The following is a 22,709-nucleotide window of genomic DNA, read 5'->3' on the forward strand; positions in this document are numbered from 1 at the left end:
ATAAGTTTAAATAACTCATTTACAGGTTTATACTTTTGGTTAAATAATAATGCCGGGGCATCAGGTTTATGGCACCAAATGTATAGGCAGATTAACCCACAGTGAAATTTCGGACTACATCACTACCACACAGGTTGAAATTTTTATTGTAATGCTTGATATTCGCGGCATCTTTGATACATTTAATAAAATGTTGGGCTTTCGCCTGCAAAACCTATATGCGCTCACTTATTGTTTTTTTTATAATCCTGCTTGCGGGTAACCTATCCTCGTATTCACAGACCTATATCGGCCAGCGGGAAACGGTTAATTATGAAAAAAAACAATACAATGCCGGCACCCAAAACTGGAAGATCATTCAGGACGCGCAGGGCCGCATGTATTTTGCCAATAACGAAGGTGTGCTGGTATTTGACGGCGCTTACTGGCAGCTTTATCCCCTGCCCAATAAAACTATTGTATGGTCTATAGAATTTGGAAAAGATAAAAAGCTGTATGCCGGCGGGCAGGATGAGATGGGTTATTTTTCGCCCGGCAAAAATGGACTGCTTCAATTTACTTCACTAAAAACACTGCTGCCCAAAGCCGACAGGCAGTTTTCAGATATATGGGATATTGCCTGTTATGACGATGATGTTTTCTTCCGGTCGCGGAACAAGATCTTCCGGTATCATCATGGTAAAATTAACTCATATGCCCCCTACTCGGCATGGCTTTCACTGGGCATATATCAAAAGCAATTAATAGCCCATGACGAGCAAAGGGGCCTGGTTACTTTCAAGAACAATAGCTGGCAAAAATTCATTGATAAGAAAGACTTACCTGCCGGCTTTTTCATTACCGGAATTGCGACTATTAATAAGGATTCGAGCCTGGTTACTACGGCTAAAAATGGTGTTTATATACTCAATGGGAACCAGCTTAAAAGCTGCAATATCAATGGTTTCGGAATTGATAACCACGAGCATTTTTCGGGCGTGGTGGTACTTGGCGATGGCAGCTTTTTGATAGGCACCTACGCTAACGGCGTTTACCAGGTAAATAAACAGGGGAATGTAATTGAAAATATCTCCAAGAAAGAGGGACTGCAAAACAGCAATGTACGCAGCATGTTTTTGGATAATAACCATAATGTGTGGCTCGGACTTGATAACGGGATAGATTTTATCGCCTACAATAATGCCGTTAAACACATTAACCCGGCAGTATTTAAAGACGGGGGCGGCTTTTCGGTTGCAGCTTTTAGCAATAAGCTATACTTCGCCCTGTCAAACGGTATTTACGAGTTACCTGCTGGCAATAATAGCGATCTGAGTTATACACCTAATAATTTCAGGGTGCTGTCACAAAGCCTCTCCTGGAACCTTTCTGTAGTTGACAATAAATTGCTTTCGGGCGTGGATGACGGAGCTTACCAGATCAAGGACGGCAAATTGCAACCGGTAGATAAAAGCGCCGGCTACTGGCTTTATCGCCCCATAAAACTAAATGCAGGGCAATATATAGCAGCCGGTAATTACAACGGCGTAAGGTTATTTGAGGATAAAAACAATGGCCTCGTTAATAAAGGTAGTGTAAACAACAGCTATGATGAGTCGGCCCGTTTTGTGGAGATCGACGATAATAATAATATCTGGACTTCGCATCCTTATCGCGGCGTTTATAAACTTGTGCCGGGTTCATCAAAATTAAGGGTTTACACCCAGGCCGATGGTTTGCCTTCAACGCTGGATAACTTTGTATTCCGGATCAAAAACAGGGTGGTAATAGCTACGCAGAAAGGCATTTACGAATACGATAACAAAACCGACCGTTTTCATCAGTCGGCTTTATTTAAAAGCGTTTTCGGCAATATGGCGTTGCGCTACCTTAAAGAGGATCAGGCAGGTAATATCTGGTTCGTTCAGGAAAAAAACATCGGTGTCGCTGATTATTCAACACCTACCCCATCAATCATTTATATCCCCGAACTTAGCCGCAGGATCCTGAGCGGGTTTGAAAATGTATTCCCGGTAAATGAAAACAACATTTTTGTAGGTGGTGAAAATGGCTTCTATCATATCAATTATGCCAAATACAAGCAGAATATTCATCCGCTAAAAACTTATATCCGTAAGGTTAAAGCTATTGCCGGTATGGATAGCCTTTTATTTGGAGGTTATTTCAGCAATGTTAATGATAATGACAAGCAACCTGCAGCCGCTATACCTTCGCTAAGCCATATCTGGAATTCACTGCATTTTGAATATTCAACCCCAACATTTGAAGAGCAATCAAACGTTGAGTACAGCTACTATTTGGTTGGTTTTGACAACGAATGGTCAGAGTGGTCGAAGAAAACTGAGAAGGATTACACCAACCTATCGGCAGGCAATTACACCTTTAAAGTAAGGGCCCGCAACCACCATGATAATATTTCGCCGGAGGCAAGTTATTCATTTACTATAAATCCGCCCTGGTACCAAACCATCTGGGCCTACCTGGTTTACCTGCTGATATTTGTTTACCTGATCTATTATTTTTACCAGTTGCAGGAAAAACGTCACATCCGCAATAACGAAAAACGATTGCTTGCGCAGCAACAAAAAAATGAGGAAGAACAGCGCCAAATGGCCTACCAGCACCAAATTGAGCTTGAACGATCAGAAAAAGAGGTCGTAAAACTTAAAAACGAAAAACTGGAAAGTGAAATAGAATTTAAGAACTCAGAGCTGGCCTCATCAGCAATGAACCTGGTGCAAAAGAAAGAGTTCCTGTTAAAAGTAAAAGAAGAACTGCAGCGCCTGAATAAATCGGGTACAGAAATGGTTGAAGCTGTAGAGATCAAGAAACTCCTCCGCCTGCTTACCGAAGAAAAAAAGATAAACGAGGAATGGGAACAATTCAGCATGCATTTTAATAAAGTACATGCCGATTTCCTCACCGTGATCAAAGACAGATACCCGACCATCAATCAGCAGGAACTCAAACTGTGCGCTTACCTCATCATGAACCTGTCGAGCAAGGAAATAGCACAGTTAATGGCAATATCGGTTCGCGGAGTAGAGATCAGCCGGTACCGTCTGCGCAAAAAACTACAGATCCCAACCGAAGTTAACCTGTTTGAATTTTTGTTTGAGATACAACGGGAATGCATGAAATAAGAAAGTCATAGCCCAAAACTCTATACTGATCAATTACCCGGAGACACTTCCCCCTTACTTTAATAATAAAAAAGACTGCCCGGTGATGGAGCAGTCTTTTCAATATTTTAAATGAGTAGTTAATTAGTCAACCTTGCTTACCCTGCCTGAACCGGCGTAGCGTGTTTCGCCTGTTGTTGCGGTACCAGAGTAGTTCACACTGCCTGAGCCTGAAATCCGGGCCGAAACCGTTTTACTGGCAGTAATGTTAATGTTCCCTGAACCGGCAATTGATGCTTCGACAGTTTCAGTCTTCAATGCTTTACCGTTGATTTCTCCTGAGCCAGAAATATGACAATCGGCCATGCCGGTACCGCCCTTGATATCAATTGACCCCGATCCGCTGATTCTCAAATCCAATGTACCCGATTTAACAGCAGTTTTGATATTTCCAGATCCGCTTAAGGCGATCTTAGCGTTCTCGCCAGTCATTGTACCATCGACAGTTGAATTGCCTGAACCACTGTTGGCCAGATACTCTACAGTTTTAGCAGAGATGTAAATGTTGGCGCGCTGAATATTACGATGATTTTTGAAGTGATTTTTAAATTCAACTTTCAATATACCGTTTTCCACTTCAGTTTTAATATCATCAACAATGTTTGCGTCAACATCAAGCTTAACGCTTTCGGTTCCGTCAATTTTAATGAACACGTTGAATGGGCCACCGCAGGCAATGCCTTTATAACCCGAAACATTGCGGGTAACTGTTTGGGCAGATGCATTAAAGGCAATCGCAACCGTAAGTAACGAAGCCATCATTGAGAAGATTATTTTTTTCATGATTGCGTGTTTAAGTATATGACGCTTTTTTAAAAAAAACGTTGCAATCTTTATTATTTTTCTTCAGATCCAAACTATCTCAGGATAGTCACCGAGCCCGATAAAGGTGGCTTGCCCGTTTTAAGATCAACAATATAGAAATAGGTCCCCGCCGGTAGCTGCCGCCCGTTAAAATTACCATCCCAGGGTACACCATAACCTATCGAATGGTATAAACGTTCGCCATACCTGTTAAATACATCTACTGTCGAGTTTTCATATGCCACTAATCCCTTCACTTCCCAAAAATCGTTAAAACCATCCCCGTTAGGGGTAAAAGTATTAGGTACGGTAATATCCGGCGATACCTTAATAATAGTTTGGCTTTGATTAACGCAGCCTCTAACATCTGTAACATAAAGTGTATAAATAATATCCAAATCACCGGTGACTACAGGTTCTTTTATTTTGTTATTGCTCAAACCTGCATCAGGCAGCCATAAGTATTGAACGTTTTCGTCACTTACAGTTGGCGTTAAGTTGATGGTATGATTTTTAAGTACGTATCTTATGCCACCTGCGTTAACAGCCGGCGGTGGTATAAATTTAATTACCATATCATCACTGGCTGTATAACACTGTCCCGGCGCATTCGCGGTAAGTGTAAGGGTAACCGATCCATTTTTCACATCTTCTTCGGATGGTGTATACACAGTCTCCTGCGCATTTTCTGCATAGAGCAACGTACCCGTGCCTGAGCTTGTCCACTTACCGCCGCCCGCTATCAACACGTTACCATCCAGCTTAATCGGATCTCGGCGGGAGCAAACTTCCAGATCGGAACCGGCGTTTGTACCAGGTGTTTTGCCAAAGGTTATAGTCAATTCGGACGTGGCATTGTTGCAATTATCCGGACTGGTGGACGTTAGGATCAAAGTAACCGAACCGGCAGCCTTATCTTCGGCAGTGGGCTCATACCTTGCATTAAGTTCATTGCTTGAAGGAAAAAACTGCCCGGGGTTGGTACCTTTTTTTGACCATAGCCCTGTCTTTGTACCTCCACCAATTTTACCAGCCAGTTGAATGTACTGATCGGTAACACAAGCAAGTACATTTGTACCTGCGTACGCTGTTGGCAGTTTGTTTACCACAACCTCTTTAGAAGCTACCGGGCTACTACAACCATTAACTGTAACATACACCGAATAAGTACCCGTCATATCAGCAGTAGCATTTTCAATTACAGGATTTGGTAACGATGATTTATAGCCATTAGGCCCAGCCCAGGTATAAACCGCATTCGGTGTAATTGGTACATTTAATTTAATAGGCGTATTTATACATACCGGTGAATTTGTCCTGATATCGGGCAATGGTACCCCGGGGTTAACCTTTACCACATAGGCAAATGGCACACCATCGCAGCCAAAAGCGGAAGGCGTGATAACATAAAGCACATTTATGGCATTTGTTCCTTTATTAACAAGCGCTTCATCAATCTTATTGCCAGTTTTATTTGCCACGGCAGCATTGCTGATACCAGCCACAGCCGCTCTGCTCCAGGTAAATGTTGCCGACTGCACATTGGAAGTAATAGTATAATCAACCGGCTCCCCGCTGCAGGCCACGCCCGATGGTTTACTGGTAACATTAACCGAAGGATTAACGGTTACAACCCACTTAAAAGGTGGCCCCGAACAGTTACTTGTTTGATAATTATACGTATAAGTAACATCAACAGGAACATTTGTTGTATTAAATAATACCTCGCGGATAACGCCTGCCATTTGCCCGGATACAGGCTGATTGCTGATACCGGAAACCGCATCCCTTGCCCAGCTGAAACCTACTCCCGGGATATTGAATGCAATGGCGTAATTAGCGGTAGTCATATTACACAATGTTGTAGTTGGTGCACTTGTAACCTGAGGCGACGGATATACCGTAACTACATAGCTAAATGGTGTACCCTGACAATTTTTAGATACAGGCGTAATTAGATAAGTAACATCAACAGGGCCGCTCCTTGCACTGATCAGTGTTTCTGTTATCCGGGCAGATGTTTGGTTGGCAACCGCTATGTTATTAATTCCCTCAACTACTGCACGCGACCATAAAAAAGTTGTGCCGGGCTGATCGGCTGTAATGGTATAATTTTGAGGTACCCCGCTGCAAACATTATCGGCAGAACCACTGGTGATAACCGCCAAAGGATTAACGGTAACATCAACCTTAGTGCGCGCACTTACACAACCATCAACAACAGCCTGTACATAATAGCTTGTGTTGGTAATCAAAGCAGGTGTCGTATAGGTGTTATTAATAGATAGCAAAGTGCCCCCAACCGGGGCATCATACCATTGATAAGTACCTTTTGAGCCGGTAGCAGTTAAAGTTGAGTGGCTGCCTTCGCAGGCTGGCACATTGTTAACTACCGGAGCCTGTGGCGGCTCATTAACCGTTACCGTTACAACAGTCATACTGCTGGTAATATCATTTACAGTTGTATTTACATAATACGTTGTTGTTTGCGTAAGCGCAGGGGTAATAAAATTAGGCCCCGTTGATAGCAACGTACCGTTTTCGGCGGCGCTATACCAGCGGTAGGTACCGCCTGGGCCTGTAGCCGATACCGTAGCTATACTTCCCATACAGGTTGATGTGCCGGATGCTGTTGGTGCCGATAAAACAGAGCCGATATTAATAACAACCCTCCCAATGCCTGGCCCGCAATTCCCGGGAGGATCGTTAGAGGTTAAGGTAAGTGTTACCTGCTTTTCGCCGGCAGCAGGGGTATAAGTGGTATTGGGATCTGTTGCATTAGCAAATTTACCTAAACCTCCCGACCATTTGCCGCCGTTAACACCGTTTATGGTGCCCTCCAGTTGAACGATTTCACCAGGCTGTAGAGTTTGGTCAGAACCAACGGTTACCGTTGCGCCCGGATCTATCGTTACTTTTGCGGTAGCAGTGCTGCCCACTGTTCCGTTGGGATTATGAATGGTATTGGTAACCTCATATGTACCCGGAGTAGTTTTCCTTAAATTAATTTCGCCGGTTGCCGTACTCAAAAAGGTCAAACCTGAAGGAGACGCCGAAAAAATACCCGCACTTGCATTGGGCGGAAACATTGGTTTAGGGTTAGTGCCGTACTGGCAAAACGGCCCGCCGTAAGTGAACTTTGCATTGAATATAGAAACGATCTCCACTCCGGCGCTGTAAGTTGAGGTACAAGGGCCATTGCCTGTTATGGTAATAATATATTTACCTGGTGCGCTGGCCTTTACGTCGATCTCGCCGGTATGAATATCGACAAATACCAGCCCTGCCGGCGAGGAGCTGAAAGTTCCGCCCGATGGATTATTGATTATGGGGTTGGGGTTGGGGCTAAGGGGACTAAAAGTGCCTGATGTATAAAGGAATTGTGTTTCATCGGCCGAATTGATTGAAACCGTTACAGGTACACGGCTGCTTACACAATCGCCAACCCTGCTTTGCATGTAATAAGTTGTTTTTTGGGAAATAATTGGTGTGTTGAATGTACTCCCTGTAAACAAAGGGCTACCAGAGTTAGGTGTTGCAAACCAAAGGATATTGCCATCGCCGGTAGCCGTAAGCTTCGCCGATGTACCGGAACAAACCGATGTATTGGAAGCTATTGGTGGCGATGGCTGCGGATTCACCCTAACAATGACGGCAGTACGCACACTGATACAATCATTTGATGAATTTTCAACATAATATGTTGCCGGTGCGGTTAAATTAGGAGTAACAAAGGTTGGCCCTGATGATAAGATCTTACCACTAACAGCGCTGTCATACCATGTGAAACCTGCGCCGCTACCCGTCGCGGTTAACACAGCCGATCCGTTATAACAAACAGTTGTGGCAGGTACCTGCGGGGCCGTTACCGGCGGGATCACAGTTACCGGCACAGCAGTTCTGGCACTGGTGCAGCCATCAACAGCAGCTTGTACATAATAGGTTGTGCTTGTTGTTAACGCCGGTGTTGTATATCCCGCCTGGGATGATAAAAGATTGCCGCCTGCAGGCGCATCATACCATTGATAGCTGCCATTTGCTGATGATGCTGTTAATGAAACCACCGAACCGGAGCAGATCACCGCCCCTGCCGCAACGGGCGTAGCTACAGGCGGATTAACAATTACTTTTACCGGCGCGCGGTCGCTTGTGCAACCTGATGCTGAAGTATTTTCAAGGTAATAAGTAGTTGTTTTAGTTAGCGCCGGCGTTATAAACTTTAAGCCCGATTTCAATAACCGTCCGCCTGTTGGAGCATCATACCAGGTATACGTGCCGGCCGGGTTTACAGCGGCTGTTAATGTAATTGCCGAGCCGTAACAAATGCTTGTTGTTTGAGGTACGGGTGCAGCAGGGATCGCGTTAACAGATACAGTTACAGCCACACGTGGACTTTCGCAATCATTAAGTACAGTTTGTACATAATACGTTTTGCTGGCAGTTAGTACCGGCGTGGTATAATCAGGGCTCGAAATAAGAGGGGTGCCGCCTGTCGGCACATCAAACCATTGAAAATAACCGGCCGTTGCATCAGCATGTAAGGTTGCTGCCGAACCCGAACAAATACTACTGATATTTGAAACCACGGGGGTAGCCGGCGGCGCGTTAACTTTAGCCACAACAGGGGTAGGTACACTTGTGCAACCATTAATTACAGCAACAACATAATAAGTGGTAGTTTTAGATAGTGGCGGCGTAACAAATGACGGCCCTGTTCCTAAAATCGCCCCGCCTGCTGCAGAAGCATACCAGGTATAGCTTTGGCCGCCACTCGCTGTTAACGTAGCTGTTCCGCCAGAACATACGGCTGCGCCTGTAACATTCGGATTGCCGGTTATATATACAACAACGGCCGTACGCGGGCTTGTACAGCCGGCTATTGTGGCTTGTACGTAATAAGTAGTTGACGATGTTACCGGCGGTGTGGTAAAGCTATTTGAACTTGCTAAAAAATTACCGCCAACAGGGGCGTCAAACCATTGATAATCCCCACCCGGCCCGGTGGCAGTAAGCGTTGCCGGGCTGTTTTGACAAACAACTACACTTTTAGCAGTAGGTGCAGCTGGTGTATTGGCATCGGCAATGGTTATACTTTTTACAACGCCTTTACATCCTGTTGTTTTATCGGTAACTGTTATCGTATAAATACCTGATTTATTTACGCTGATGGCAGGGCCGGTTTCCCCGGTGCTCCATAAATAAGTAAAAGGCCCTGTCCCAGCGGTAGCAGCGGCTGTTAACACCACCGAACTGCCCGAACAGATGGTGGTTGATGAGGCTGTTAAATTAACACTCAAAGTGCAGTTTTGCGCCTTTGCTTTGGACGACAATAACAGGAGCAGTAATACTAATAAACGGTTGTTCATGAACCTTTAAAAAAACCTTAAAAATCAAATCCATAAATGATGAGGTTGCTAAAGCTTCTATTTGCGAAACCATTTATATTCAGGGTAATAAATGATTTTGCTACCGCCCTAACAATAATCAGGTAGGCTTTTATACGACAGGTTTGTTACAATAGTTCCGTTTACTGTATCTTAAAATTAACTTTTTAGAAATTTTATTTCAACATAATATAAATTAACTAAAAATCCTCCGACTATTAATTAAAAGGAAATAAATTAACACAAAGTAATTTGCCTGAATTTAGTAAGCGAAGATTCAGATCACCGGCGAATCTGACTTAAAATAGTGGGGTCTTGTATTTTATCATCGTCGGCCAGCAAAAAAGCCTTACTTATAATAACCGAAAGGCCATTATCCCCTTCAAAAGGCAGGAACACATTTTCAGTTATGTTTTTCTTTGACTGATCGGGGACTATACATAAGTACTGGTCGTTAGGTTCCATCAAGATATTAGTACTACCCAGATGAATTTTATAAGTTCGTTTCTTACCTGTTACCACCAGGAATTTATCTTTAATTTCAGCAACTTTTGCAATTCTCAAACGTGGAAGTAATCGTTCTAAAATTTCTTTACGGCCTTTAGCTACTTCTGTGAGATTGCCAAATGAGTAAGCCTGCCAGTAATCACGATAAGCGGGTAAGCCCCCATTGTCTCGCCAATTTGGATCATTACCAACACTGGTTACCCCCACAAAAAGATCAACATCGCGCATCACTTCCGAGAACAATTCAGCGGGTACATCGATCAATTGTACGGCTTCCAACTGTCGGCTATGAGTAAACCTTACCTGATCTGTAGCCACATAATTGAATACCCCGCTACTGCTTACGCCGTCGCCCGCTTCAACCGCATTGGTCCAATATTCAGCTATCATATCAAACGCAGGTAGTTTGATTGTTGCAATCCCGTTAGCGCCGTTATCAAACTGTCCCTGCAAGGTATACTTCCAGCCCCTCACGCCGGCCAGCGAATTAAATTGATGTTGTTTAAGTATATGACCAGCCATGCGGTTACTGTATGTTCGCGTATTTATTTCCGCGTCTGTAAGCAGATATACTTCCCTGAAAGCCTGCTTTATCGGTTGTTGTATTTGCCTGTCGAGGAAAAAAGTCCGCCATTCATTCACCGTTTCTGCCAAAGCTGTTGATGGGTGCCAAAGCGATACCGTTTCCGCGCCAGTTATATCAACCGCTTGTCCCAACCGGTTTATCCAGGCTCCCTCCAACCAATATCCTTCTGTTTCGATATCATTTTTCCTGAATCTCCAGATAAGCTTACGGCTTATGTATGATAATAAACCATGATTAAAATAATAGGTTTCAAAATGGCTCCAGACCAGTTTTCGTCCCTGCTTAAAGCTTGCATCAATACGGTCGCGCTGGGCGCTCAAACTCAATTCAATTTGCTTGACGATAAGCTTGATCTCTTTTAGCTCGGCGGGGTGATTTTCTTTAACAGAAACGGGGTCTGATTTTTGCGTGGTGCCATCAGGTTTAACCCAACGCAGGCTTACTTTACCTATCTTTTCAATTCGCAAAATCGCTTCAAACTCTCCTATCTTAAAAGCCCGTTCATCGTTCACCAGCTTATGGTCGTCTATTGCAAGGTCTTCAATGTCGTCAACAGGGAGCATCCTGTCTTCAGCTGCTTGTACAAGATACTTTTCGATCAGGTTAAGGGTACTGGCGAGCTTGATTTTTACTTTAAGCCTTGATAAATGTCCTATCCCCTCTAAGCCCTCGGTTTTATATAATGCAAACAAACAGGCATTACCAATAGCGGTTGATGTTTGACCATGACCCGGTATTTTACGATAAGCGCGATCTGCCATCATCGCAACACGATTAAGCAAAGTAGTATCATTGAGTGTGCCACACAACCAGATCAACCCCTTAAAACACTCTGTTGCGGGTGCAGAGAGAAATTCGTGGAATAAAACATTATAAGTGGCATATCCGTAGTTTACAGCGTTTGTAACCTGTTTTTCTTTATGGTTGATCAAATGATCGATCCATGGAATGAAAGTTTGCTTAAACTTTTCTACTCCAAGTTGATCAATTAGCAATTCCCCCTCCTGAAGATACTTCTTTGAAGGTTTGGCACCGCCCCCTTTTTTCACTGCTTCAAAAAGCCGATACCAAACAATCTTATCATGACCGGATAATGAAGCTATTTCATTATTGATCATTTTAGGAAAATCATCATTGCCCGGAAAAAGAACGATTTGGGATTTATTGCCAGGAGCCAAAATAGCCTGGGCCTGTTCTTTAAGTTTAGATGTTTCTAATTCATTATAAGTGTTTGCCGAAGCCTTCAGCTTAACGAGTAACTTTTTTAACGCATTAGTGGCTACCGGGGATAACTCCTTATTTTCATGTTTTTTCTGAAACTGATTGAGGATAGATTTAAGCGGTACTTTTACTCCCCAGTACTTTTGACTATATGAAATTGCTGTGTTGATTATGTCCGCAAAATCATCATCATCCATTTCTATCCGTGTTTTGAACAGGTACTTTAGGAAACCCTGGCGGATCTGGGTTACTTGAAAACTCCTGTCGGCAGATGACATAGAACTTGTTGAGGCATAATAATCATGCACCAGTTTAACGTTGTATATGATAAAAGCAACTTTATGCTTATCCGGCAACGACAGCACCTCTTGCTTAAATACTTCCGAATCAGACGCTTTGAAATCCCACCATCTTCTGTAATCTGCAAGTTCATTTCTTACCTTGTTTACTACCTCATCAAAAAAGGCTTCCTCGGCGCTCATCGCACCTGTAGCTACAGCCACCTTAGGTAAAAATCGTTTAAATAGGTCCCCCAATCCCATATCAACCTCCTACAAGGGGTGTCAGTTTAATGAAACTTACAGTACTTTCATTATTTACCAGCACTTCTTCTTCCAACAGCTCTGCCTGCTTATTATCAATCAGTACAAAAAAACCATTTTTTTGAAACGCGTCCAGCGCGGCATACAACTGTTTTTCGGCATCTATTTTCTTTGGCTTTTTTATCCTGAAGCCGTTTAGAAACACTTCCGTATCTGTTGGCTGCACCAGACCATAAAATGTTTGCGGCGACTTATTATTATAATCCTCAACCTCCTGGTAAACACGTGCCTCTATGATATCCTTTACTGTTATGCGTTCGCCGGATACGGCAATACTTATTTCATTCAATATTTTTCCGGCGAAGGTTTCATCGGTTATTTTAAGGCTTATGGTACTCATTTAATGTTGCATTTAACAGGCATTGAAGTTATGTATTGCTTTTAACTAAAGCAATAATTGGATTTATAATTTAATATAATACTTACAATTATTTAACCTGACGATACTATCCCAGACATTTATGTTTAGGTACTTTTGAAACCTACTATTTAACAATTACCCTAATAAATGAAACGTCGCGACTTTCTTAAAAACACTACTATTACCGCCTTAGGCGCGTCATTAATAACCCCGATAACAGCTTTAGCCGGCGAAAACATAACACATCTTGAGAGTGATGACCTTTCATCAAAAGCAGCTTTAAAAGACGAATTTGATGTTCATTTTATGGCGATAGGCGACTGGGGCCGGAATGGAGAATATGACCAAACTGAAGTAGCTAAACAAATGGGGCTATGGGGAGCGGCCAATCCTAATGATTTTGTAATCTCCGTTGGTGATAACTTTTATCCATTAGGTGTTGTAAGCGAAAACGACCCGCTTTGGCATTATTCGTTCGAAAACATTTATACAGCACATTCACTGCAATGTAACTGGTACCCGGTTCTGGGCAATCATGATTATGGCGCTGATCCACATGCCCAGATCCGTTATAGTAAAGTGAGCCGCCGTTGGAACATGCCTTCGCTTTATTATAAAAAGGAGTTTTCCCTGGGGAAAAATGGCGATAAAGTATTAATGCTGATGATTGATACAGACCCAATGTTGCACGAAGACAAAAAGCAACAGGTTGAAGAGCAAATGGTATGGATCAATGAACAACTAAAAAACGTATCGCCCGGCGTAAAATGGAAAATGATCATCGGCCATCACCCCTATTATACAGTTGGCCCCCGTATCAAAAACTACGACACTTTAACGGTGAGAGAAAAGATGGCCGGCATTTTTGAAAAATATAAAGTAGATGTATACTTGTCAGGCCACGATCATTCACTTCAGCACCTTAAACCCGAAGGATATACCCACCAGTTTATTACGGGTGCAGGTTCGGAGCTTACCCCAGTTACCGCGGGGATACCCTACAGCCGTTTTGAGGCATCGGAGCATGGCTTTATGTATTTTGCTATAAACAGCAATAAGTTGCATGTTAAAGCTATTAATATGGCGGGCAAGATTTTGTATGAAACTGAATTAACGAAGTAGTTGCGCGCGGCCCGGTGAAGGGTACTTTTGATTAATTAGAAGCTGCGAAAAACAAAAGAAAGCCGTCATTGCTGTACGAATCAATGACGGCTTTATCTACTATTTTTAAATTCTTAATCCAGAAACTTAGCTTTTAATGCAGTGATATCTTTATCAGTTAAACCTACTTGAGTTTTGAGATAGTTATCGATAGATCCATATTGTTTCTTGATAGCAGTGAAGGTGGCATCAAGGTATTCTTTTTTAACAGCAACAACATCTTTAGCAACGCCCTCATTAATCTTCATAAACTGAACCATCTGTTTAGCCATTTTTTCATTCTCAGCAGCGCGGTAATAATTCGATGCTTCATAATCCTTCATAATGGTTTCATAAGGTACGCCTAAACTGTACAATAACAGCGCAGCGCCTATCCCTGTGCGGTCTTTCCCGGCAGTGCAATGAAATACGAGGCTTTTATCTTCGGGCATTGCTAATAATTTACCAAAAAATGGCTTGTACCTGTCGGCAAGGAAAGTAGTGTTACTGTAGTACGCTTCCATAACCGAATCACCGCGCGTTTTGCCTTTAAAGCTTTGAAGCATATTGCCAACATTATCACTTCCGGCGGGGCATAAGATGTAGTCGGTATTAGGGTTCATACGGTCAGGTGCCTGCTTTGATTCCTGTGTACCCCGCAAATCCACATCGTAGGCTATTTTACGTTCGGCTAATACCGCCAGGTCCTGGTCTGTAAGCTTGCTCATATCGGCACTGCGGTAAACCTTGCCCCATTTTACATGGTGTCCGTCTTTAGTGGTATATCCCCCCAGATCCCTGAAGTTTACCGCTCCCTGCAGTTCAACTTTTCGTTTAGTGCTATCGGCAATTTGCGCATTAACACTTCCGGCGAGACAAACGATTGCCAGTAATAAATGTAGTTTTTTCATATTCTTTCTAAATGGAAAAACAGGGCCCCGAAACCAGGGCCCTGTTTTTTTATATTGATTAAAATTATTTAGTAAGCCATGTATCTTTAAATACATCATCAGTACCACCAAACTGGCTTGCTAACGCCTTTTGATAGTTAACATTATTGGCGTTGATCTCATCCAGAGGATATAACCAACGGCGAGGCAATTTACCGCCGGGGGTGCCTAAACCTGTACCACCTTCGCTAAATGCAGGCAAGCCGGTACGGCGATGGTTAAAATACGCTTCCCAACCCGAGTTCATGAAGAAAGCAACATACTTTTGCTGTAAAATCTGGGCAAGGGCAGCAGATGAGGAGCCGAGGTTATAACTAACATTAGCAAGAAATGTAGCATTATCTGTAGTTACAGAACCAATGCTTTTACCGCCTACTTCAGATATTGAGACTGTTGAATTTGCAGCAACATTTAAACCAAAGTTGCTAAATGAAGCAGCAATACCTTTGTCATACCAGGTCTTAGCATCAGTTGCGGCAAGTGCCGGTGCCCATCCTCTATTGATCCCCTCAGCAATATTGAAGCATAATTCGGGATACCCAATAAAAATAAATGGTTCGACAGTAGCACCCGTAGCAGACCCAAAGTAACGCATACCATTAAAGTTTGAATATTTAGCGGCGTCGTTTTGCAATGTTGATAAAGGAGTACCAGGATCGGCACCTATGTAATTTGCAAAATCGCTAATATTTGTGGTGCCCACCGGAGTAGCCATTAAAAAAGTACGCGGATCCTTTGTAGACGTGGTAATATCCAACACGGTTTTACCAACATTCATAAAGTTGTTATATGAATTACTACCCGAAGCAAAAACCGGATAAGGAGTTGCCGTGGTATATTTATAAACAACGTTATCACTATTTGCCGTCATTACAGGATAAGTAGCCGCATTGCCAACAATAGCTGCAAACTGCGATTTGATGTTTAAATCTGCATTATCGTCAGCCCTTTTGCTTAAGCTGATCAATATTCTTAACCTGTATGAATTAATTACTTTTTGCCATTGCAGATTGGTTAATCCAAAAATATCACCGCTATCTAAAATAGTGCCCGGCGAACCTAACGCGGCAAGTATCTTATTGGCATCATCCAACAACTGTAATGAGTTTTTGTAAACATCATGTTGGGGATCAAAAACGGGTGTAAGGAAGTTGATATCGCCAGCCTGGCTCATCGGAATATCGCCTACCCTTTGTGATAACCAGATTGCTGAATATGCGCGAAAGAATTTAGATATAGCAAAATATTTATTTGTTGTATTGCCAAATTGCGATTTTGCCTGCAACTCCAGTTGCACAGCATATTTCAATAACTCATAACTGTGGGCGCTGTACGACCACGAATCTTCGTTGGTACCCCAGTATTTTGCGTAGTTAGAAACCTGGAACTGGTTTGATTTATTTACGTCGCCGAAAGGGGCTTCTTCCGAACGTACCAATACGGCGGTAAGGTGGTTAACGATCAATGAAACCGGGATCACCGAATTAGCGTTTACGGCGTTCGGGTTTAAATTGAGGTTACCTTTTTGACAGCTCGTTATCGACATAGTCAATACTACCGCTGCTGTAATTACTTTTAAAGCTTTCATCTTTATAAATAGGTTTTATAAAATATTTTAGAATGTAACGTTTAGGTTAAAACCGTACCTGCGCGCGGTTGTACTTTGCAATGCTCCGTTTGAAGGGGCACCACCGGTTGTACCGTCGGCCGAGTTATAACCAGAAGCATATTGATCTATGTCAAAATCTTTGCGGGCTGCAAAATATAATAGGTTACGGCCAACCAATGAGAATGATACCGCTTTAACAGCCGAGTTTTTCAGGTACCTTGCCGGAAGATTATAACCTATAGTCACCTCGCGTAGTTTCGCGAATGACCTGCTGATCATGAACGATTCGTCAATACTTTTCACGTTGCCATTCAAATATCCCTGAACAGTAATAGGAGTTGTATTTGGGGCGAAAGTAAGCTCGCTCATGTTTGAGATAACACCATTTTGAAACTTAGGTGTACCACTTACAATTTTAACACCCGCGCCGCTTTCGTTACCTAATAATGAAGGAGTTGGAGCTTGTGTACCAACTTTTGTTGAATTCCACTCTGCTAAACGCGCCGCACCAATAACACCCTGAACTGTTGAAAGATCGGTACCACCTTGCCTGGCCGCGTAGTAGTTATAATCATAAATAACGCCACCTATACGACCATCAACCTGGAAACTAAAGCTGAAACTTTTGTATGAAAACCTGTTATTGATACCAAAGGTAAAATCAGGGTTTAAGTGACCTAATGATCCGTATACCTGGCTGTTTGAACCAGATGCTTTTAATAATGCACCACCTGCATCATAAACTATATTTCCGTTACCATCTCTTAAAAACTTGGTACCAAATACTTCATCAACCCTATCGCCGATAGCAAAGTTGTGATTGGCTACCAGTGCAATGGACTGAACATTATTATAACCAATATCCTTTAGTGTTTCTTTAAATGTAGAATAGTTAACGTTCACATCCCATGAAAATCCATCTTTGTTACGGAAAGGAGAACCAGTTAGTGAAAGTTCCCAACCCGCTCTTTTCGTAGTTACCGCGTTTTGGTTATAAGCGTTATAACCGGTTGCCGGATCTATTGGGAATTGATAGATCTGAGGACCATTCTGTGTATCAAAATAGGTAACATCCAAACCTAAGCGATTTTTAAGGAATTTAATATCCATACCAGCCTCGTAAGATATTCTTTTAAGAGAATGCAGGTTTGAATTAGCTTTAGTGTTTGAGTAAAGAACCGATGAAGTGTTATTATAAAGCGATATATATGAGGCAAGATCCTGGTTAGTGTAGCTTGGTCCATCGTATGAACTGTATAGTTCGGTACCATAACCAAGTAATGTATTCGTGTTCTGGCCAGGAGTATTCTGAACCTGAGTATAAGCGCTGGCTATAGTTGACTGGGTTAAACCTGCTTTAAGCACAGCCTCAGATGCCCTGAATTTCAAGAAACTGATGGCTTCGGGTAGTTTAACATAATCAGAAACGGCGGTTGATACCGAGACAGACGGATAAAAGAACGTATCATGACCCGGAGCAAAAGTTGATAATTTATCAACACGGCCGGTGGTATTAACGTTTATGTATTTATCATATCCGATATCAAATGAGTAGTAACCGCTGTAAACCTGCATTTTTGAATCCCAGGTATAAGTAAGCGGTGCCTGTTGTGAGTTTGATAAAACATACGCGTTAGGTAAAGCCAAAGCACGCGTGGTACCGTAAAATGAATTATAGGTAAATGAGCGGGAGTTGCCACCTAATAAAGCTGATACATTGAATTTATCAAAAGTTTTGTTGTAGTTCAGCTGTAAATCGGTATTGTTTTCAAACAACTTACGATCGTCCTGGCGATAATCGCCATACCAGCCAAAATAATACCATTTGGTATAAGCATTTAAGTTCGCCGATGAAGGCACCTGCTCAGTTCTTTGTTGGTTCCAGGTAGAGATTTGCGAACGCAAGCTTACATTCAAATCAGGTGTGATTTTATAATTTAAACGCAGGTAGGCATAAATATCTGTTTTATCATGGCCTCGCAACCATTTTTGAGCCATAAACCAAGGGTTATTCAAACGGCCATACTCCTGTGCGTATTGAACCAAACCAGGAACCCCCATCGGACCTTTGTAAATATCTTCCAGGTCGCGCACGTCGTAATCTGCCGAACCGTACACCTTAAACATATAAATATAGCTATTAGGGCCATAGCTCACATCCGGGATATTGGGAGTATATTGTTTGTTGAAATTGATGTTTCCATCGATAGTCAACTTAGATGTGATATTATAACTGGCGTTAAGACTGAAGTTATCAGCGTTTAACTTTGTATTAGGGAACATACCCTTTTGATACAAGTGAGTATATGAAAACCTTGTATTATAATTTTGACCACTTGCCGCAACAGCTAAGTTGTTTGTAGAAATAATACCTGTTTGTTTAAAATTAGCAAAGTTATCTTTACCACGGGCTACCCATGGCGTAGGTGTACGTTTACCGGTAGCAGGATCATAAGGGCTATCATACTGGCGCAATAGTTGGCCTTCAAAACGAGGACCATATTCACCTAAACGGTTTCCATTATCATACAAAGCATCAGCAGCGGGCAAATAAACGTTGCTATTGTCTTTAGCCTGATACTCATAGTGATAACCATTACCGCGGCCATATTCAGTTTGAGCCTCAGGTGAAGCAATCAAACCACCTTCAAATAAGGTACTGCTGTTAACGTTAACTTCCCAGCCTTTTTTATCGGTAGTACCTTTTTTAGTTGTGATGATGATTGCACCGTTGATACCTCTTGAACCGTACAATGCCGCAGCGTTAGGGCCTTTTAACACAGTGTAGGTGTCGATATCATCCGGGCTGATATTCCAGGTATCCGAGTTGATCGGGCTGCCATCAACCACAAAAAGTAAATCCTTGCTACCACGTAAAACAATTTCCGGACGGCCCAATAATTCGGCGTTGGTACCTACTGTTAAACCTGCAACTTTACCTGCCAATGAGTTAATGGGATTAGGCTCACGGGCTTTAACAAGCTCCGGGCCTTTAACTTCCTGAACTGTATAACCAAGTCTCCTGGTTTCTTTTTTAACACCGTAAGCTGTTACAACAACTTCAGATAATGCTTTTGAATCGGATTTTAATTGAACGGAAATATTGGTTTCGGTACCAATGGTTACTTCCTGCGGCGCATATCCAATAAATTTGAAAGTTAGTACCTGGCCTTTAGCAACCGCAAGGGTAAAGCGGCCTTCGGTACCGGTTACTACACCAATAGTGGTACCTTTAACCTGCACATTTACGCCGGGCAAAGGCTGATTGGCTTCGTCTAATACGATACCTCTGATAGTTAAATTCTGTGCGTATGAGCTGCCATAAGCAAGCATACATACTGCAAAAAGAATTAACAATCTTGAAATTTTAAGTAAATTTTGTTTCATTGCAATACAGTTAGTTTGCAACGAAATTATTACAGAGGTATTAAGAGAAGGTTCTCAGATCAACAACATAGGAATAAGGAATTATAAAGAAATGTTTTTTTCAGGCCTATTTCACCACTTAATGTTAAATAGGCTTTAACTCTTTTTGCATTGATGCAATTTGGCACACATCAACCATAACTAACTCAATGCCAAATATTAACAAAAAAGAGCCAAAGCCTTTTGGATTCGGCACCGGCTCTTTTCTTTATACTTTATATTGATTTTCCCAAAGGTTAATTACAGCCTGAAATTAAGCGATATGTATGGGTACCAACCTTCGCTTGAATGCCCGGCTAATATTTGCAGCACTGTTAAACTGGCAGGTGCAAAATACAAGCCGCCGCCGGTACCTGTATGCCACTTATCTGAATGTTCATCATCAATCCAAACACGGCCTGCATCATAAAAACCTACTAAACCCAACTGACCCGGTAAAATATAGCTGGCTATATCGGCAAGTTTAATCCGTCCCTGCAAATTATTAAACACCATATGCTTGCCCGCGAAACGGTTTTGCAGGTAGCCAAGCAGGTTTCCCTGCCCACCCAAAAACATAGATTGATAAAAGGCAGGCTGACCGAAGCTTACACCTCCCCCAACACGATCGGACAATACAATTGCTCCTCCGGGGGTTAGCTTTTGATAATAGGTAAACTCTGGCTTGATCTGTACAAATGATTTTGAGTAACTGTTAAGGCCTGTATACCCCTGAGCCGTAACAGTAAAAAAGAAACCTTTTGTAGGAAGGATATTATTATCCCGCTGATTGGTAGTATAATTGATCAAAGCTCCAAGGTGTGCTTTGTCTTTTCCAACTGTTAAGCTATCGTATGAATTGATGAGCGACGCTTGGTTAATAAATCGCCCGGTGTTGTCTGCAAGACTAAGATGATAAAACTGGAAAGATGGCCCAACACTAATATTACTGTTTTTACCTGTATGCCAGCGTACAGCCGGGTCAAACTGGTAAATATCAAACCGGGTACGATAAAACCTACGGTAACCTTCAAATTTGTTCAGTACACTTTCGTTACCGAGACCAAAAAAGTTCACGGTGTTATCCGGGGATTGAATATTGGCCCTCATAACAAAGTCGGCTTTACCAAAGGCATCGATCCATTCGCCATTATACTTTATTCTGAATGCGTCGGTGGCGAAAGAATGGGTGATCATTACCTGCTGTAAGGTTGAGTAAGGAAGTTTCCGAAAACCATCGTGCCCAGTGTATTGAAAGCCCAGGCCGAGTAGAAAGCCGTCATCCTTATTCAAAGCGGCTGTTGCAAGCGGCATCCATACATTATATAGGTTGGTAGATAAAAACTGAGTGTTTGATGTGTCATTAGATAAATGCTTGCTTAACCTACCGGTATTGCCTTTAAATGTTACGCTATCCCGACGGCCATAAAACGAAACCCTTTTGCTCGAACTTTTCACATCAACTGTTTTGCTGCCGATGCTATCTATAAGCCTCAATTTTATTGGTGAATTTCCATTGTTGATCACAACCTGGTCATCGCCTGCTGAAACATACAGCCTGATCTCCTGCGTAATTTCGGACTTGTAAACCATATCCATAAAGCGGTTTTTAGTTTCCCCATCTTTATTTAGCTTATCTATCGTTATCCTTGTCGCCTTATCAGGGGCATCTGAAATAGTTATCAGCTCATTTTTGTCAGTAGTGCGGATATCAACTATCCGGTTGATGAACTTATAATACTGGCTCATAGCAGCGGGAATATTGTCCCGGCGCTTTTTTAGTATGGCCAATAGTTCATTGTGCCTGAATTTATAGCTTTCGGCAGGCAAACGCTTTAAACCCTCTTCAAGCACCGCATCAGTTTCGGCTTTAACAAACTCATTGGCAATTTGCATCCATCGCTCATAGCCTATTTGCGCGTCCGGATACTCTTTCATGAAGCGCGTTTTAAAAAGAGAATATTTCACATGCGGAATGTCTCCGGTAAAATCTTCAAGTAAGGGATCAATCCAGGGCAAGGCCGCAATGCTTGGAAACACACCCTGTGTAACGTGAAATACCTGGTCCCGGTCGCGTGGTACAGCTGCATAAGTTTTTCCTTTACCATTTTTGGTATCGGCCCAGCGCCATTGATCTTCGTGCCTGTCCCAATCACCCGTTAAAAGGTCAAGCATGCGGGCCCGCAAAAAGCCTTCGCCATCCAGCCTGTTGTCATAGCTTTTAAGTAGTTGCGCCTCCGTTTTTAAAGTATTGTCTGACGATCCGGTAGGCTCCCTTTCCTCTATCAAACAAACCGTACCAACAAACAACTTACTGTATTGACCAAGCGCGGGATCTTCACCAACAACACCTATAACCGGGTTTGCATGCGGTACATGTGCAGCTTCGGCAAGCGGAGGTACTATTAATGCCGAATACGGATGCTGCCCGCTAAATTCATCGCCAACCCAATCAACCGCAAAAGTACCTTGTAAATTTTCGGGCAACAACTTATCTGGTGTTTTTTCAACGCTGCGCAATACCCATTCCCGACCGCTTTTATCTTCAAGACGCAGCGATTTTGATTCCATGCCACCACCTTGTTTAATAGGTGTTAGCCCTCCATTTATTTGCGATAATTTTATAATCGGCAGCTTAACTTTCATGGCCCAATCCTTACGGTAATTTTCACCAAACAACCAACGATGTATGCCGGTTACATCATCATATGAAGCGTGAACACTTACAACGGTACTATCCTGAAATTTTTGCCAGGCCGCCGGAGCGATGGCCTGCGCATTGGCATACACCACCGAACCTGTAAGGAATAAAAAACTGAGTAACTTTTTTGTCATGAGGCAATGTGCTTAAGATGTAGGGACTTAAAATGCTAAACTGATTGCAAGATGCATACCAAAAATACAACTATTTGTTTTGCAATAACTTACAAACTAAAATACAAAAAAAACTGACGATAT

10 protein-coding genes are annotated in these 22,709 nt (G+C 42.5%); 2 read left to right on the plus strand and 8 right to left on the minus strand.

The genetic code is table 11. From position 1 onward, the window contains the following. Positions 1 to 218 precede the first annotated feature (218 nt). Positions 219 to 3,143 carry a ligand-binding sensor domain-containing protein gene (locus tag AC1DUD_RS08930; protein ID WP_477373719.1) on the plus strand — a complete coding sequence of 975 codons (2,925 nt, stop codon included), beginning with the start codon at positions 219 to 221 and terminating at the stop codon, positions 3,141 to 3,143. Between the two features lie 123 nt (positions 3,144 to 3,266). On the opposite strand, the gene AC1DUD_RS08935 is transcribed toward AC1DUD_RS08930, so the two are convergent. The 4 genes from AC1DUD_RS08935 to AC1DUD_RS08950 all read right to left on the minus strand — a co-directional run bounded on the left by AC1DUD_RS08935 (position 3,267) and on the right by AC1DUD_RS08950 (position 12,626). Beyond that, the gene (locus AC1DUD_RS08935; protein WP_477373721.1) at positions 3,267 to 3,965 is read right to left on the minus strand and encodes a head GIN domain-containing protein; all 699 of its coding nucleotides are present in this window, start codon (positions 3,963 to 3,965) and stop codon (positions 3,267 to 3,269) included. 74 nt (positions 3,966 to 4,039) lie between these two features. Then, positions 4,040 to 9,352, minus strand: a complete 5,313-nt coding sequence (locus AC1DUD_RS08940; protein ID WP_477373723.1) for an Ig-like domain-containing protein — start codon at positions 9,350 to 9,352, stop codon at positions 4,040 to 4,042. 300 nt (positions 9,353 to 9,652) lie between these two features. Then, a complete protein-coding gene (locus tag AC1DUD_RS08945) occupies positions 9,653 to 12,187 on the minus strand; it encodes a DUF4132 domain-containing protein (RefSeq protein WP_477373725.1) in 2,535 nt (844 codons plus the stop codon). A gap of 40 nt (positions 12,188 to 12,227) precedes the next feature. After that, positions 12,228 to 12,626 (minus strand): hypothetical protein, encoded by a 399-nt coding sequence (locus AC1DUD_RS08950; protein ID WP_477373727.1) that lies wholly within the window; start codon positions 12,624 to 12,626, stop codon positions 12,228 to 12,230. A 168-nt stretch (positions 12,627 to 12,794) separates the two neighbouring features. On the opposite strand from AC1DUD_RS08950, the gene AC1DUD_RS08955 reads away from it, so the two are divergent. Beyond that, on the plus strand, positions 12,795 to 13,769 hold the full coding sequence (locus tag AC1DUD_RS08955) for a metallophosphoesterase (RefSeq protein WP_477373729.1): 975 nt from the start codon (positions 12,795 to 12,797) through the stop codon (positions 13,767 to 13,769). A 113-nt stretch (positions 13,770 to 13,882) separates the two neighbouring features. Here the strand turns inward: AC1DUD_RS08955 and AC1DUD_RS08960 are convergent, their stop codons facing one another. From AC1DUD_RS08960 to AC1DUD_RS08975, 4 genes are all read right to left on the minus strand, one after another. After that, positions 13,883 to 14,698, minus strand: coding sequence for a tyrosine-protein phosphatase (locus AC1DUD_RS08960; RefSeq protein WP_477373731.1), 816 nt, complete (start codon positions 14,696 to 14,698; stop codon positions 13,883 to 13,885). A gap of 64 nt (positions 14,699 to 14,762) precedes the next feature. After that, positions 14,763 to 16,325 (minus strand): SusD/RagB family nutrient-binding outer membrane lipoprotein, encoded by a 1,563-nt coding sequence (locus tag AC1DUD_RS08965; RefSeq protein WP_477373733.1) that lies wholly within the window; start codon positions 16,323 to 16,325, stop codon positions 14,763 to 14,765. A 27-nt stretch (positions 16,326 to 16,352) separates the two neighbouring features. Continuing rightward, the gene (locus AC1DUD_RS08970; RefSeq protein WP_477373735.1) at positions 16,353 to 19,733 is read right to left on the minus strand and encodes a SusC/RagA family TonB-linked outer membrane protein; all 3,381 of its coding nucleotides are present in this window, start codon (positions 19,731 to 19,733) and stop codon (positions 16,353 to 16,355) included. Between the two features lie 279 nt (positions 19,734 to 20,012). Next, positions 20,013 to 22,586 carry a BamA/TamA family outer membrane protein gene (locus AC1DUD_RS08975; RefSeq protein ID WP_477373737.1) on the minus strand — a complete coding sequence of 858 codons (2,574 nt, stop codon included), beginning with the start codon at positions 22,584 to 22,586 and terminating at the stop codon, positions 20,013 to 20,015. Between the last annotated feature and the right edge of the window lie 123 nt (positions 22,587 to 22,709).

This window comes from Mucilaginibacter sp. P4_A11, from assembly GCF_056402535.1.

What these genes read in the sequence shown, in the direction of transcription:
- AC1DUD_RS08930 (WP_477373719.1), top strand. Translation starts at nt 219, where the DNA reads ATGCGCTCACTTATTGTTTTTTTTATAATCCTGCTTGCGGGTAACCTA.
- AC1DUD_RS08935 (WP_477373721.1), bottom strand. Translation starts at nt 3,965, where the DNA reads ATGAAAAAAATAATCTTCTCAATGATGGCTTCGTTACTTACGGTTGCG.
- AC1DUD_RS08940 (WP_477373723.1), bottom strand. Translation starts at nt 9,352, where the DNA reads ATGAACAACCGTTTATTAGTATTACTGCTCCTGTTATTGTCGTCCAAA.
- AC1DUD_RS08950 (WP_477373727.1), bottom strand. Translation starts at nt 12,626, where the DNA reads ATGAGTACCATAAGCCTTAAAATAACCGATGAAACCTTCGCCGGAAAA.
- AC1DUD_RS08955 (WP_477373729.1), top strand. Translation starts at nt 12,795, where the DNA reads ATGAAACGTCGCGACTTTCTTAAAAACACTACTATTACCGCCTTAGGC.
- AC1DUD_RS08960 (WP_477373731.1), bottom strand. Translation starts at nt 14,698, where the DNA reads ATGAAAAAACTACATTTATTACTGGCAATCGTTTGTCTCGCCGGAAGT.
- AC1DUD_RS08965 (WP_477373733.1), bottom strand. Translation starts at nt 16,325, where the DNA reads ATGAAAGCTTTAAAAGTAATTACAGCAGCGGTAGTATTGACTATGTCG.
- AC1DUD_RS08970 (WP_477373735.1), bottom strand. Translation starts at nt 19,733, where the DNA reads ATGAAACAAAATTTACTTAAAATTTCAAGATTGTTAATTCTTTTTGCA.
- AC1DUD_RS08975 (WP_477373737.1), bottom strand. Translation starts at nt 22,586, where the DNA reads ATGACAAAAAAGTTACTCAGTTTTTTATTCCTTACAGGTTCGGTGGTG.